The 15,292-nt window shown below is 52.0% G+C and carries 8 protein-coding genes; 1 reads left to right on the forward strand and 7 read right to left on the reverse strand.

The features are described from left to right. Positions 1-169 precede the first annotated feature (169 nt). Together GBK04_RS07080 and GBK04_RS07085 are read right to left on the reverse strand one after the other, a co-directional pair. Positions 170-1,651, reverse strand: a complete 1,482-nt coding sequence (locus tag GBK04_RS07080; RefSeq protein ID WP_152758130.1) for a RagB/SusD family nutrient uptake outer membrane protein — start codon at positions 1,649-1,651, stop codon at positions 170-172. A gap of 39 nt (positions 1,652-1,690) precedes the next feature. Continuing rightward, positions 1,691-4,867 (reverse strand): SusC/RagA family TonB-linked outer membrane protein, encoded by a 3,177-nt coding sequence (locus GBK04_RS07085; RefSeq protein ID WP_152758132.1) that lies wholly within the window; start codon positions 4,865-4,867, stop codon positions 1,691-1,693. 759 nt (positions 4,868-5,626) lie between these two features. On the opposite strand from GBK04_RS07085, the gene GBK04_RS07090 reads away from it, so the two are divergent. Beyond that, positions 5,627-8,716, forward strand: a complete 3,090-nt coding sequence (locus GBK04_RS07090) for a PAS domain S-box protein (protein ID WP_152758133.1) — start codon at positions 5,627-5,629, stop codon at positions 8,714-8,716. Positions 8,717-8,756: 40 nt separating this feature from the next. On the opposite strand, the gene GBK04_RS07095 is transcribed toward GBK04_RS07090, so the two are convergent. From GBK04_RS07095 to GBK04_RS07115, 5 genes are all read right to left on the reverse strand, one after another. Then, a complete protein-coding gene (locus tag GBK04_RS07095; RefSeq protein ID WP_373330785.1) occupies positions 8,757-11,633 on the reverse strand; it encodes a family 78 glycoside hydrolase catalytic domain in 2,877 nt (958 codons plus the stop codon). Positions 11,634-11,682: 49 nt separating this feature from the next. Next, complete coding sequence (locus tag GBK04_RS07100) at positions 11,683-12,060, reverse strand: DUF3037 domain-containing protein (protein ID WP_373330786.1); 378 nt, start codon at positions 12,058-12,060, stop codon at positions 11,683-11,685. Continuing rightward, positions 12,044-12,841, reverse strand: a complete 798-nt coding sequence (locus tag GBK04_RS07105) for a HipA family kinase (protein ID WP_152758135.1) — start codon at positions 12,839-12,841, stop codon at positions 12,044-12,046. The genes GBK04_RS07100 and GBK04_RS07105 overlap by 17 nt, the downstream gene beginning before the upstream one ends. A 124-nt stretch (positions 12,842-12,965) precedes the next feature. Further along, a complete protein-coding gene (locus GBK04_RS07110) occupies positions 12,966-13,835 on the reverse strand; it encodes a phosphoenolpyruvate hydrolase family protein (RefSeq protein ID WP_152758137.1) in 870 nt (289 codons plus the stop codon). Positions 13,836-13,943: 108 nt separating this feature from the next. Continuing rightward, positions 13,944-15,227 (reverse strand): Tm-1-like ATP-binding domain-containing protein, encoded by a 1,284-nt coding sequence (locus GBK04_RS07115; protein ID WP_152758139.1) that lies wholly within the window; start codon positions 15,225-15,227, stop codon positions 13,944-13,946. Positions 15,228-15,292: the final 65 nt, after the last annotated feature.

Below are 15,292 nucleotides of genomic sequence, written 5' to 3' on the forward strand. Positions count from 1 at the left end.
GGGGTCCGGTACGCTGGAGCGGCCCGTGCGATGATGAATGATTTTACAAAGATAAAATAAAACGCCCGTCCCTTGTTATCCAGGGACGGGCGTGGATCCGTGCCACAGTTTAAGACTGTGGCACGGACAATCAGAATGAAAATTTTATTTAAAGTTCACTCAATCACAATTAGAGTGGATTCTGCACGATAGCAGCGTTGGAGTTGATCTCTCGACGAGGAATCAGAAACTCCCACATGGGATCTCCGGCAGGTACGTCAAAGATTACGGCTACGGCGGTGTTGTGGTTCGCACCATTACGGTTCAAAGGCTGATTCAGGCGTTTCAAATCCAGGAAGCGATGGCCTTCACCCCACAGTTCGATGCGGCGATTGAAATAGATTTCTTCCAGCAGATCGGCACCCGTTTTGGTGGACATGACATAAGCGGGGTCGCGTACGCTCACCAGGTCAAACAGTACCTTGGCCGCCTCGGCATCCTTGCCTTGATTGGCCAGAGCTTCGGCCTGGATCAGATACATTTCGGCAGCCCGCATGTAGGGAATATCGCCCATAGTACTGGTAGCAGGATTGGGCGGTAACCGGAACTTCTGGTTCATGTAAGGTACCCGCACGCCACCGGGAGGGGTAACGGCAGTAGCCGCCGTAGGAGCTTTCAACCACATTTTGGCACGAACATCCGTCGATGGGATTTTATTGTAAAGCAGGCTGTTGATCGCCTTGGGCGTCTGCCGGTTTACCGAGGAGTTAAAATTACTCGAAATGTAGGAGTGGTACGCTCCAAAAAATTCGGACTGATCTTCCAAGTGGTCGAAGCCCCACATCCACTCGGGATTACCTACGTCGGAAAAGCCATCGAGATATTGCGCCGCAGACATCAACGGAAAGCCCTGACGGGCAGCGGCAGCATACGTGGCAGCAGCGGCCCAGTTCTGCTGAACCAGCGCCACGCGGGCTAACAATCCATTGGCTACTTCCTTGTTGATGTGTGACTTGGCAGCACGGGCCGAGGGTAGTAAGGCAACAGCCTCAGTCAAATCCTTGTTTATCTGCGCATATACCTCTTCTACGGTATTGCGCGGCAAGCCTTCGGTCGTCGGCTCGAGTACCAGGGGTACCCCCAGTTGTGCATTAGGCTTGGCAGCCGCATCGTAACGCTTGCCGTAGAGCTGCACCAGGTTGAAGTAGGAGAAGCCACGCAAAGCCAGCGCTTCGCCTTTCAACCGATCGCGGTCTTCCTGAGGCCCGGCGGCTCCGTCGATATTGGCAATGATCAAATTGGCGTTACCGATCATCCGGTAGTACATTTCGTAAGGAAGCTGAGCCAGGTTCCCTTGGTCGGAGCGATGGCTGATCCAACGACCTTCGCCAAAATGCCAGTTGTTGGAAGAGTTGCCAAAAACCAGGTCCTCACCCAGCACGTCCAGCATGATCATCATGGCCGGATAACCGAAATGTCCTTGCGAACCAAGATAACGGACCACCATAGCCCGGTAAACACCATTGATGGCAGCGGAAATATTTTTTGTAGAAGCAAAGGCCGCACCAGAATCCACACTTGCTGTGGGGATCGTATCGAGGTAGTCTTCGCTACAGGAAACCCCCAGCAGGCTAAGCATCGCTACGGATAGAAATATTATTTTCTTTTTCATAATTTGATGAATTGTAAATTTTAAAATTAAGTCTGGTGCTTACAATGAGAAGGAAATACCCATGACCAGGCTTTTCTGCGAACTAAATGCGTTGTTGGAAATACCGTTGAAACTCTGCTGCACGTTCATACCCTTCCGGCGCGACTTGATGAAGAAGTTTTCCCCACTCACATACACCTGAGCGTTTTGCAAGAACAATTTAGAAGCAATGGTCTTGGGCAGGAAGTAGCCCAGCGTGACGGTACGAATGTTGAGGTAGCTGGCGTCGATCAGCCAACGATCCGACTGCGCATCGAAATCGGAAGTGCGGGCCGCATCCATGCGGGGTACGTCGGTGATGTCACCGGGGTTCTGCCAGCGGTTCAGGATGTCCACGTGCTTGGCACTACCGTAGCCACCCGAGCTCATCAAACCCTGATACCCACTATCATACACTTTACCGCCGATTTGGTACACCAAGATACCGGATAGAGAGAGGCCCTTCCAGCTCAGCGTAGTCGTTACGCCACCCGACAGTTTGGGGATGGAGCTACCGTTGTAGTGATAGCGGGCGTTGTTGATGCTCGTCGTCAGGGTATCGCCCGTTTCAGTAATCTTGGAGTTAGCCGCTACGAAGGTTTCGGCCCGGTATAGGACTTCGCCGGTGGCCGGATCAATTCCTTTGTACTCACGCAGCCAGTAGTCGTAGATCGAGCTACCTTCTTTTAACTTTTTGGTACCGTCGATGATCTCGGGGTTTTCCTCGGGCATTTTGGTAATCCGGTTCTTGAAAGAGGTGGCATTCAGTCCCAAAGTCCAGGTAAAGTCACCTTTGCGAATCACATCGCCGCTCAGTTCCAACTCGATTCCCTTGTTGTACATGGTACCGATGTTACGAGTCTCCGTCTTGATACCCGCTGAGAGAGGCAGGGGTACATCAAAAATCAGGTTTGACGACTGACGGTTGAAATATTCCACCGTACCTGAAATCCGGCTGTTAAACAGGCCAAATTCTACCGCGGCATCGAAGGCATTGCTGGATTCCCATTCGAGGTTGCGGTTACCCAGGCTCAACTGTAGAATTCCGGCCTCTCCGGCGTTGTTCCAGCCTAGCTCATAAAGGGGCTGCCAGGCATAGTAGCTGATGGAGGTACCATCTTGCGTATTGCCACCACCGTCGTTACCCGTTTGCCCATACGAACTTCTCAGCTTAAGCAGGCTAACGGCAGGAATCGCCTTGATGAAGTCTTCCTGATCCAAACGCCAGGCACCGCTGATGGAGTAGAACGTTCCCCAGCGCGTATTCTTATAGAACTTGCTTGACCCGTCGCGACGGACCGATGCCGACACAAAGTATTTCTCATTGTAATCGTAGTTGATCCGAGAGAAATACCCCTCTACCCGCCGGATATTGTAGCGGGAGTTCAGGTTGGTCGTGTTCGTAAAGTTGATCAATTCCACATCACCCTCTACCACCTGATTAGCGCGTGAACCCGTCAGGTTGTTGTCCGTTACCTGGAAGTTTTCGTGGCCCAACAGCACGCCGATGCTATGGTTGCCAAAAGACTTGTCGTAGTTCAGCAGCTGGTTGAGGTTGTAGCTGGCAATATTCTCAAACTCATGGGTTGCGCGGCCAGCGGGTGCACCGTCACCGATTTCGGGGTTACCAAAAGTCACGTTGTTGATGTTGGTCAAATCTACCCCTATGTTGGTCGTGAATTTGAAATCCTTCAGAAATGAAATTTCCGCATAACCACGCGCGCCAATTACGTTACGACGGAAGAAATTCTGATTCTTGATCGTTTCGGCAATGGCATGGCGTCCACCAAACTGCGGGCGGTTGGGCAAGCCCAGGGCATTCAGGTTACCATAGTCGTAGCGGAGGCTACCGTCGGGCAGCGTCAGGAACTGGCGTGGATTGGCCGGATCGAACGCATAAACCGGATAGATGGGGCCCATGTTGCGGGAGAAAAAGAAGGGGTTCACGAAAGTCGTGTTACCGCCCGCATCGGCCTGGTTGGACTTTGTAATGGTAGCCGACAGGTTGGCTCCCGTTTTGAACCAGGAATTCATCTGGCTATTGACATTCATACGACCCGTAAAACGGTCGTAGTCCGAGCGGATCAAAAACCCTTTATCCCGCAAATACGACATCGAAATAAAGTAGTCCGTCTTGTCCTGAGCACCCGAAAAGCTCAAATTCACTTCGTCACGGCTGCCCTGACGCATGAGGGGTGCAGCCCAGTCCAGATCTTTGGGACTATAAATCAGATTGGCATTCGGATTCAGGGTACCATCTGTACTCACCAGGTCAGCTGCCGGTACATCATACACGTTGTAGCCTACCAGAGAAACCACCCGACCCGAAGCATCGGCATTGGCGGTAGGGATGGCTACCGGATTGGTAGCCCGGTAGGCGATACTGTTACGATAAGACTCCCACATCAGGGGGTAATAGTCGGCGGGTCCTACGCGATCATACTCGGGTAAACCCCTTGTATTCAAACCCTTCGTAAATTTTACATTGATTGTATTCTTACCTTTCTGGCCTTTCTTGGTGGTTACCATCACTACGCCATTCGCGGCCCGCGCACCATACAGCGCGGTAGAGGCTGCATCTTTCAGAATTGTGATATTCTCGATATCCGAGGGGTTGAGGTTGGCGATGCTGGCTGTATAAGGGATACCATCCACCACATAGAGAGGATCGTTACCGGAAGAAATAGAGCCAAAACCCCGGATACGGATTTCCGGAGAAGCACCCGGCTGGCCGCTACCCGCTGTGGTCTGCACCCCTGCCGTAGTACCGGCAATGGCCGAAGCCAGAGTCGTAATGGGCCTGACGGCGATTTTTTCCGCACTGATCGTTCCGGCTGAACCTGTGAATGAAGCTTTTTTGGAGCTACCAAAGGCCGTTACGATTACCTCTTCCAGGTTGGCTACATCGGGTGCCAGGCTTACATTGATGGTGCTCTGGGTACCTACCGTGACTTCTTTGGCCACAAAGCCTACAAAACTAAATTCCAGTTGTGCATTGCTACCGGCAGCAATCCGGAAATTGCCATCGGTATCAGTCGTTGTTCCCCGGGTTGTTCCTTTCACCACTACACTCACACCTGGCAGCGCGCTGCCTCCGTCGTCGGTCACCTTGCCGGTGACCATATTGTCTTGTGCGTATCCTTGCCCTCCGGCTAGTACTGACCACACCAAAATGAAAAATAGGAAAGCTTTTTTCATGGGAAATCGTTTAAACTAATGAAAAAAATGAACTGGATTAAGTTAAAAATTGAACACAATAGAAAATAGAATAAAGACAGTAGTTAGCCAACAGAACATTGGGGTAACAATAATTACGAGGCAAATATAATTGCCTATTGTTGAAATCTGCCTTCCATTTTTAATTTTATTTTAATTTGCCGCCAGAGTTACGTTATTCAAAATACAATCAACCTTTCTTCTGTAATCCTCTGTCGGGTCGGGTTTTCAGGCATCAAACTTTCAGGAATTCTTTTATGACGCTACCAACCAGTCGGGACTAATAGCGGAAAACCGACTAACTGGCGCTATTTTTGCACAGAAATACTCCTTTACCCTACCCGATCAGCATGTGCCGGGCTAACTCCGTGCCTCCTGAATTCAATGAATAGAAGTTTCAGCCTTTTGCCGCCCCTCATCCTGTTTTAAGGCTCAGTGGAGCAAGATCAAGATCTAATGCGTGCCTGCGGGCACGAACGTTTAGGTCTGATACCACAAAATAGCCGATTTTGGATACATATTGTCTCAAAATAATGAAAGCATATAGTTACCATCGGTTTGAAATATTAAACCATAATTCCAATAAATACTCTTCAATATCAGGAGAATGTACTATTTTTCCAACTGCATAACGAAAAGCTGTTCCAGAACACTGGACATGCTACCCGGCAAACCACTGTCCGAACTCGCAGGGTCTGGATATTCCGTCAAAGCATACCGAAGCAGAAATTACCATTTTTTATGAACCACATACCTATTCCCGAGAACGAGAAAGAGCGATTGAGGGCCTTGAAAAATTACCATATTCTGGATACTCATCCGGAAGAGGAGTTTGATCGGCTCACCAAAATGGCCTCCATCGTGTGTGGAACGCCCATTTCGCTGATCACGCTCCTGGATGAGGAGCGGCAGTGGTTTAAGTCCAATGTGGGAATGCATGTGGGTGAGGGACCGCGTCGGGATTCATTCTGTCAGTATGCGCTCATGGAAGATGCTCTGATGGAGATAAAGGATACCTGGGAAGACGAGCGATTCGTTGATAATCCGCTGGTGACCGGCCCTCCCAATATGCGCTATTACGCCGGTTATCCACTTATCGACCCCGATGGTTACGCATTAGGCGCCTTCTGTGTCATCGACCGCGAACCTAATGAGCTGGATTGCCAGCAACAAAAGATCCTTGCTCTCCTGGCCGAAGAGGCCGTCTCCCAGATTGTGGCCCGTAAGGAAAAAATACTGCTTAAAAATTACGAAAAATTATTCCTCGAATCCATTGACATGATAGCCATTGGGGGCTCGGATGGTTACTTCAGGAAGATAAATCCGGCTTTCCACAAAACGCTTGGATGGACCGACAAGCAAATTATGAGCAGGCCCTTTTATAGCTTTATCCATCCTGACGATGTGGAAACCACCAAGTCGGTTCTCCATGCTTTGAATCAGGAAGGAAAAGTACTCAATTTCACGAACCGTTTCCGAACGCTAGGTGGAGAGTATAAATATTTACAATGGATCGCCACGCCGGATACCGAGAATGACAACCTATACGCCATTGGCCGCGACATCACGGAATACACCAAGATTCAGAACGAACTGATTCAGGTATCCGATTTTCACGAAAAGATCCTTAACGGTACCAACTATACTATTATTTCGACGGATACGCAGGGTACCATCACCACATTCAACCGCGGGGCTGAGATCATGCTTGACTACGATGCGACGGAAGTGGTGAACCGCATGAATCTGGTAGATTTCATTCAGGACAGGGTAGAGTTTGATACATTACTCACAAAACCGAATTCGGCCGATACAGAAGCAGACTCCTGGACTTTCATCAAGAAAAACGGTACTCCGCTCGTAGTGGAACTCACGATTTCGGAACTCGAAAGTGACGGCAAAGACATAACGGGCTACTTGGCAGTAGGGAAAGATATTACGACCCGGAATGCGGCCCTCAACCAGCTCGAAATAAGTGAAAGGCGGCATCGGGCGTTCTTTGAAAATTCGCAGAGCCTGATGTGCACACACGACCTGAAGGGCAATTTTCTGAGCATTAATCCCGCGGGTATCGAAATGATGGGATATACCTTCGGAGAAATGCTGATCCGTAGCCTGCACGATATCGTTGTGCCGCAACACCGCGATGATATTGATATTTATTTGCAGGAAATTGCTAAAAACGGCAGCTTGAAGGGACTGATGCAAATACTGGATAAAGACGGTGAAAAAAGGACCTGGATGTACAACAACGTACTATCGGAGTTTGCCGATGGCCGTAAATACGTGATCGGTAATGCCGTGGATCTGACCAGCCGGATCAATATGGAAAAGGAGCTACTGAAGGCAAAGGAAACGGCCGAACAAAACGCCCGGGCTAAGGATATTTTCCTGGCCAATATGAGTCACGAAATCAGGACGCCTATGAATGCGATTATGGGCTTCGCTAACCTATTGAATTATAAACCTTTAACCGAAGAGCAGAAGGAGTACGCCCAGAGTATATGTACCGCGAGCGAAAATCTCCTGGGCATTATCAATGATATTCTGGATCTGTCGAAGATTGAATCGGGGCATTTGACTATTGAAGAAATCCCATTCAGCCTGAACGGGCTTATAAAAAATGTAAAGGCGGTACAGCAGCAGAAAGCCACCGAAAAAGGTCTGCGGCTGGACGTGTTTGTGGGAGATGCAGTCCCTGATTTCATGGTGGGCGATCCTACCCGGCTAAATCAGATTCTGCTAAACCTGGTCAGTAACGCCCTTAAATTCACTGAGAAGGGCTCGGTCAAGGTATTAGTTGAGCTTAAAGAAGAATCCCAGTCTGAATACGTGATCCGGTTCAGTGTCAGCGATACCGGCATTGGGATTCCGGAGGACAAGCTGACTACCATATTTGAGCGCTTCACGCAGGCCGATACCGACACAACCCGCAAGTACGGCGGCACGGGACTGGGACTCAGTATTTCAAAACTGTTGATCGAACTTCAGAAAGGCAGCATTTCCGTCGAGAGCCGACTGAATGAAGGGTCCACCTTCTATTTTACCATGCCATTTAGAAAAGCACCCGAACAAGCCGCAGCTCAGGTGCAAGTCAAGCCAGCCCAGCCTGTAAGTGCGACGCGACTCAAGGTACTGCTTGTGGAAGACAACGTCCTTAATCAACGTCTGGCCACCCGGGTACTGGAAAATCTTGGTTTTGAACCTGACCTGGCCGAAAATGGCAAAATTGCTACCCAAAAAGTGGCACAAAATAACTACAATGTTATTTTAATGGATTTGCAAATGCCCGAAATGGATGGTTATCAGGCGACCGAATTCATTCGTAACGAATTGAAAAGTACCGTTCCTATCATAGCCATGACTGCTCACTCGTTGGTGGGTGAGCGTGACAAATGTCTTACGGTCGGGATGGACGATTACTTACCCAAACCCTTTGTACCCGCCGATCTGTTCAATAAAATCACCACGCTGGCTACCGCGGACGTACCGTCCGGCCATTCACTCGTGGACCTTACCTACCTGAACGAGATTTCAGGCAATAACAAGGAATTCGAACATGAAATGATCGAACTTTTTATCCATCAGGCTCCCGCAGAATTGGAAATCATAGAAAAAGCTATCCGGGACGCCAACCATATGATAGTAGCCGAAGTAGCTCACAAGCTCAAATCCTCCTACTCAATGCTGGGTATCCGGGACGATGGACTGGTGAAGGAGTTGGAGCATCAGGGTAATACCGAGGTACCCCTGCATGAAATCAGAGTCAATTATGAAAAGCTGGCCCAGATTACCCGGAAAGTAATCGAAGAACTGAAAAACCTGCCTTGACCGCCGGCCACCGATTTGGGGTACCTCTGTAAAAAATCGCTTAGCGGCTGCTCCTGATTTCGTAACTTCCTGATCCCACCGACAGCACCACGTATCCGTCTCTAGTTTCCGAACTTTTTATTTCCGGAAGGGCGGTGAGTTTCCTACCGTCCACCACGACCTGATTGACCGACGCAGCAGGTACGTATACTTGTGCTGTCGTGTTGACCGGAATGGTAACGTTCATCAGCAGGCCGTCCGGCTCTTTTTTCCAGGAAGAAACGATCGGGCCATTCGGGCTATGGTACGACGCCTGCAGTTGATTTATCCTGTCTGTTCCGGACTTGGGATCGATTTCGGGGCGTATGATAAAGCGGGCAAAACCAGGTTCGGCGGGCTGGATGCCCGCCGCATTTTCAAACATCCACTCGCACACCGCCCCGAAGGCGTAGTGATTGAAGGAATTCATAGCAGCATTGTATTTGAAGCCATCTTCTTTGGTATAGCTGTCCCAGCGCTCCCAGATCGTAGTCGAGCCGTTTTCTACCTCAAATCCCCAGGACGGGAATTCCTTACTTAAAAACAGCTCATACGCCAGGGCGGAATGTCCGCTGGCCGACAAAGCGGGCAGCAGCGGCTTGGCACCTAGGAATCCGGTAGCCAGTCGGCCGTCGTTTTGTCGGATCAGTTCAGCCAGGTAGTCGCCTGCCTGTCCAATGCTTTTGGCGGGCAGTATTCCCATATAAATGGCATTGGCATAAGCCGTTTGGGTGTGGCCCGAAAAGCCGAGTTGACCGTCTACATACCCAGCGCCATTGCCATAGGGCACCGTGTCCGTTTTGAATCGCCCCTTGGTATCCGTGTAGTGATCCAGCACTGCCTTACGGATTTTCTGTCCCATCTCCCCGAAGCGTTTCTGATCATCCTGTTTGCCAAGGGCTCCGGCCATCTCGGCCATCAAATCGGCGCAGTAGGCAAAATAGAAGGAAGCAAGCAGGTCGGGCGGCGTTTTTTTACCAAACGAAAGCCAGTCACCAAAGCCACCCTTAGGGCTCAAATCCCGGAAGGTACCCTCGGGAAAGAGGTAAGTACCCTGGCTGCGTTTTTCCAGAAAATCCATGAAATGTACCATAGGTACCCATCCTTTCTCGATGAGGCGCGTATCGCCATAAGTCTGGTACATCTGGTAGGGGCAGATAATCCCTGCTTCCATCCAGCCGGGCGAAAACGTATCCGTCTTTCGTAGATTCGGACGCGGCGCATAGAGCGGGTAGGCTCCATTTTCGTACTGCGCGTCGTTGAGATCCACGACCCATTTGGTAAAAAACGAAGCCACATCGCGGTTGAAAGTAGCCGACTTCACATACACCTGGGCGTCACCGGTCCAGCCGACGCGCTCGTCGCGCTGCGGGCAGTCGGTGGGGATGTCGACATAATTGGAGCGCTGAGTCCAGTCGATGTTTCGATACAACTGGTTCACCATCGCGTTGTCTGTTTCAAAGGTACCCACCTGCGGGGTGTCCGACCCAATGACCAGGCCGACGAGGGTAGTGGCGTCGGGTTTGTCGCGCAGCCCGCTGATTTCCACGTATTGAAAGCCGTGGTAGGTAAATTTGGGTTCCCAGACCTCACCCTCGCGGGCTCCTTTCAGGATGTAGGTATCCGTAGCGCGGGCCATACGGAGGTTTTCGGTCATCAGTCGCCCGTCGGGAAACAGTTTCTCGCCGTAGCGCAGCCGGATCGTATCGCCCGCCCGGCCTTTCACCCGCAGGCGGATGATCCCCGCGAAATTTTGTCCCATGTCAAAAATATACGTACCATCGGGTCGCTGCGTTTGATGCTTTACGGGTAGGGTACCCGTTATTTTCACGGGCGGACCCGGATAAGTCTGCACCAGACGACCCGCCCGGTCGGGGTAGACTCCGGCCTTTTGCCAGCTTTTGTCGTCGAAGCCCGGCTTTTGCCAATCGGCCCATTCCAGGCGGGCGTCGTAGGTTTCGCCGTTGAGCATATCCGATTCCAGAAGGGCCCCGAAACTGGCCTTCCAGGAATTATCGGTGGCGAATGTTTCGGTTTTGCCATCAGGATATTCCACTTCGAGTTGGGCTTTCAACAAAGGTACCTTTCCGTAAAAGGCCCGCACCACGGGATTACCCACCAGCAGGGCGTAGCCAAGGTACCCTGCGTACCAGCCGTAGGAAAGTTGCGAGGCCAGTACATTCGCCCCGGATTTGAGTTGGCTGGTTACGTCATAAGTCTGGTAGTACACCCGTTTGTCATAATCCGTCCAGCCGGGGGTCAGGAACTCGGTACCGGCTTTCTGGCCATTGATCGAGAATTCATACAGGCCCAAGGCAGTCACGTACAGGCGGGCTTTGCGAAAACCGGGCCGCAGCCGTATTTCCCGGCGCAGGTAGGGGGCCGGAGGGAGTTGATAGGTTTTCCCTTTCCCCAGCGTATCCGGGTCCAGTCCGATCCACTGCGCCTGCCAGTCTTTTTTGTCCAAAAGTCCCGTTTCCCAGTAGGCAGCTTGGCTCCATGCTCCCGGCTTACCGGCCTTATCCCAGCTACGGACTTTCCAATGGACTATTTGGCGCGATTCCAGCTTTTTACCCGCATAAGGTACCTGCGCGGTCGAGCGTCCCGCCACTTTACCGGAATTCCAGAGATCCGCTTTTTCCTCCGACAGTTTTTCCAGAGAACTCGCCGCCAGAATCTGGTAGGCAGTCTGCATTTGGTTGCGTTCCGGCGAGGTAAGCTCCCAACTCAACCTCGGAGCCGTTGCGTCCGTAACCGGATTCACTTTGTATTCCGTGCGGAGGTAGGTGGGCAGGAGCGTTTGGGCGGTGGCCGGGAGGATTATTCCTAAATTAATGAAAATGAATATCAGCGGAAAAACAGGCGAGCCGCCCGTATTACAGGGGATTGACTTTTTCAAAGCAGGTTGGATTTAGGAAAAAAAGAGTTCATCATTATTAATCAAATACTCACAGGACCAGCTGCCCGAACAAACGCAGTAGCGTTTCGCTGGCGTCAGTACAGAAGCCCGGATGTACCCTGGAGGTTTGTACCACACTGCTGCGGGTGGCCGTCAGCCAGCGAAACCGCGAGGCCAGGGGTAGCTGGCCGATGGGTCCGCCTTCGGTTTTTCCGGCACAGATCGCCGTCAGGGCCTGCAGGTACCTTTCCAGTTCGTCGGGATCAGTATGACTGCACAGGGCGCGGAGTTTTTCAACGTCCAGTCGATGCAGGGCATTCAGGTACTTGAGACCGGAACAATAGAGAATTACCCCAACATTGATGAATTCTTCGCGCTCGACCCGGGGTACCACGCGGATAACGGCGTACTCAAACAAGTGCTGCACGGGCGAGTTGGGCTTCTTTGATGAAGATTTCGGAATGGGCGATCCGATCGGTCAAAAACTGCGCGTACCGCTGCCGACGCACTTCGGGCGAATCATCAGAAGACTCATCGGCGAGCCAGTCGTCGGGGATGAGCGCCACGATACCCTGAATGCGCTCTTTGGTGAGGATTTCCTTGCCTTGGGTATCCACGGTTTCCAGTTCCGATGCATAGGGTAGCAGCACGTGATCCTTTATCTGCACGAAAGGCCGTTTGGCCTGTTCGGTCCAGTCCTGTCCCGAATGGTGAAAGTACAGCGATGCCCCGTGGTCGATGAGCCATAGCTCCCGATGCCACATCAGCATATTGGTGTTGCGGGGTGTACGGTCGACATTCATCAGCAGGCAGTCGAGCCACACAATTTGGGAAGCCAGGCGGGCATCTACCGACGTGACAAGCGGATCGAAGGTCAGGGCGCCGGACAGGTAGTGCATGGCCAGGTTGAGTCCCGTACTGAACCGCAGCAAATCCTGGATTTCCTCGTCGGGCTCGGTGCGGCCAAAGGCTTCATCGAGTTGGGCAAAAACGATTTCAGGTACCCGCAGGCCGAGCAGCCGGGCCAGCTCGCCCCCGATAAGTTCGGCGATGAGGGCTTTGACCCCCTGTCCCGCCCCCCGGAACTTGAGCACATACAGGAAACCGTCATCGGCTTCGGTGAGGGCGGGCAACGAGCCCCCCTCGCGCAGGGGCGTGACATAGCGCGTAACCTGTACGGTGCGGAGTTCGGGATTGGAATTGATCATACGTTGGGAATCAGGCCAGGAAAATACCTTTTACTGTCTACACGATGAAGACGCAAACCAGTGAGGGCCAAAATAACAAAAAAAGGGCCGAAGCCCTATCCTTATACAGTCAAAGAAGGTACCCTCACGACTTTCCGTCCAGTTTCAGCGCCTTGAAACGGCGCGTAAGGTCGGTGAGCGATTGTTCCACGCCCATGCGCTCCAGCGACGATGCACCCACAAAACCGTGCAGTTCGGTACGGTCCAGCATGACGCGTACGTCTTCGGGTGTGTTGGTAGGTCCGCCGTGAGCGAGGAAAAAAATGTCGGGGTTGATACCTTTCGCGGCATCCATAATAGCCTGGCTGCGTTCAACGGCTTCGTCCATGCTGCACGAGGCGTTCACCACACCAATAGAGCCACCCACCGTGGTACCCACGTGCGCAATGATGGCGTCAGCCCCTACCTCGGCCATCTGGGCGGCCTCTTCGGGCTTAGCGACGTAGACGATTGAGAATAAATCCATCATCGAAGCCAGCCGCACCATTTCCACTTCCTTGGCAAAGCCCATGCCCGTTTCTTCCAGTACCTGCCGCAGGTGCCCGTCCACGATGGAATGGGTAGGAAAATTATTGACCCCCGAAAAACCCATTTCCTTTACTTTGAGCAGATGGTGCCACATGCGGCGGCGCGGATCGGAGCCATGTACCCCACAGATGACCGGAATTTCCTCCACCACCGGCAGTACCTCGAACTCCCCGATCGCCATGGCTTCGGCGTTGGCGTCGCCGTAGGCCATCAAACCAGCCGACGAGCCGTGTCCCGCCATGCGGAACCGGCCTGAGTTGTAAATAATAATTAAATCCGCACCGCCTTTTTCGATGAATTTAGCGCTGATGCCGGTACCCGCCCCGGCGGCAATGATGGCTTTGTTCTGATTCAGGGTAGCCCGCAGGCGGTCCCTTACTTCCTGTCGTGTGTAAGGATTCCCCTTACCGGTCCATGGATTTGGCATTTTTATGTGTAATTGTTGAATTGTTGAATTGTTGAATTGTTGAATTGTTGAATTGTTGAATTGTTGAATTGTTGAATTGTTGAAGGAAAATTCGGGTGCCCAGGGTACCTACTCTCCGTTTCTGAAAAACTTCTGTACTCCTGTACTTTCCCACTTTGCACCTTTGTCACTTTGTGCCTCTTTCCCTTCCAGCAAATTCAAAAGCTCATCGACCAGCACTTTGGCAAAAAGCGGGTTGTTGATGTGGGCGTTCACTTCCATTACTTTCGTAGTTTCATCACTGTTTTCTTTGATAGAATCAAAAAGTACCTGATTGACCTCGGGATTATAAAAAATACCGCCTTCGGCGTCAATTTGGGAAATTCCCTTCAAAGGTAGCACTACGGTAGCGTGGGCTCCGTGTAGTTTCCGGGCGAGTTGTTGGCCTAGTTCACGGTTTTCTTCCGCGTTGGTGCGCATGAGCGTGACACTGGGCGCCCAACTATACAACTGACGATGCTGATAACGTTCCGGCACGGTGTCGGGCTGCCAAAAATTCACCATGTCGAGGCATCCCGGTGCTACCACCTGCGGAATACCCGTTTCGGCGGCGGCCGTCAGTCGATCTATTCCGGCATTGCAGACGCCGCCACAGAGTTCATCGGCCAGTTCGGTGGTGGTTATGTCCAGCACGGCGTCGAAACGGTGCTCGCGGATCAGGGCTTCCATCGTGCGCCCTCCCACCCCATTGGCATGAAAAGCCAGTACCTCGTACCCTTGCTGCTTCAGAAGCGCCGTACACTGATCAGCACAGGCGGTCGTGTTACCGAACATGCTGATGGCGATGCTACCCGCGGCATCAGCTTTTTCCGAAGGTACCACCCTGCTCATGGCGCAAATGGCGGCGGCCGCCTGTTCGATAAGCGGTTGGATGAGGCTGTTCAGGCCGGCTACGTCCACCACGGAAGGCATGAGGGTGATGTCTTTATGCCCAATTTGACGCGACAAATCCTTGGCCGCCAGGGTACTCAGGCAAAACTTAGGTACCCCCAGTGGAATGGCCTGCATGGCCGAAAGGGCAATATAGGTACCCCCGCCGCCCCCCATGCTGATCGCCGCTTTGAGTCCTCCTCTGGTCACTAGTTCGGCTACCCGAATCGCCGCGCCCTGCCCCATCAGTTCCACGGCCTGGCCACGATCCTGCTTTTGGCGAAGTGCGGCAAGGGTCGTTCCGGCGGCCTGGGCTACGGCTTCGGCTTCTATGTCCACCGGAAAAGCTTCCGTGGTACCCATCACGCCGGTGTTCATCGTTACCACCTGTTCCCCATTCCGCCGTATGCATTCGCGTAGGTAAGCAAATACCTCGCCCTTGGTATCGAAACAACCCACGATCAGTATGTAGGGATTTTTCATAGTTTTACAGTCCAGGTGTTTCGTTGCGTTCCCGGGGTACCCTTGCGTTCCCAACCCGAAGCCAC

The organism is Salmonirosea aquatica (assembly GCF_009296315.1).
Taxonomy (GTDB): Bacteria; Bacteroidota; Bacteroidia; order Cytophagales; family Spirosomataceae; genus Salmonirosea; species Salmonirosea aquatica.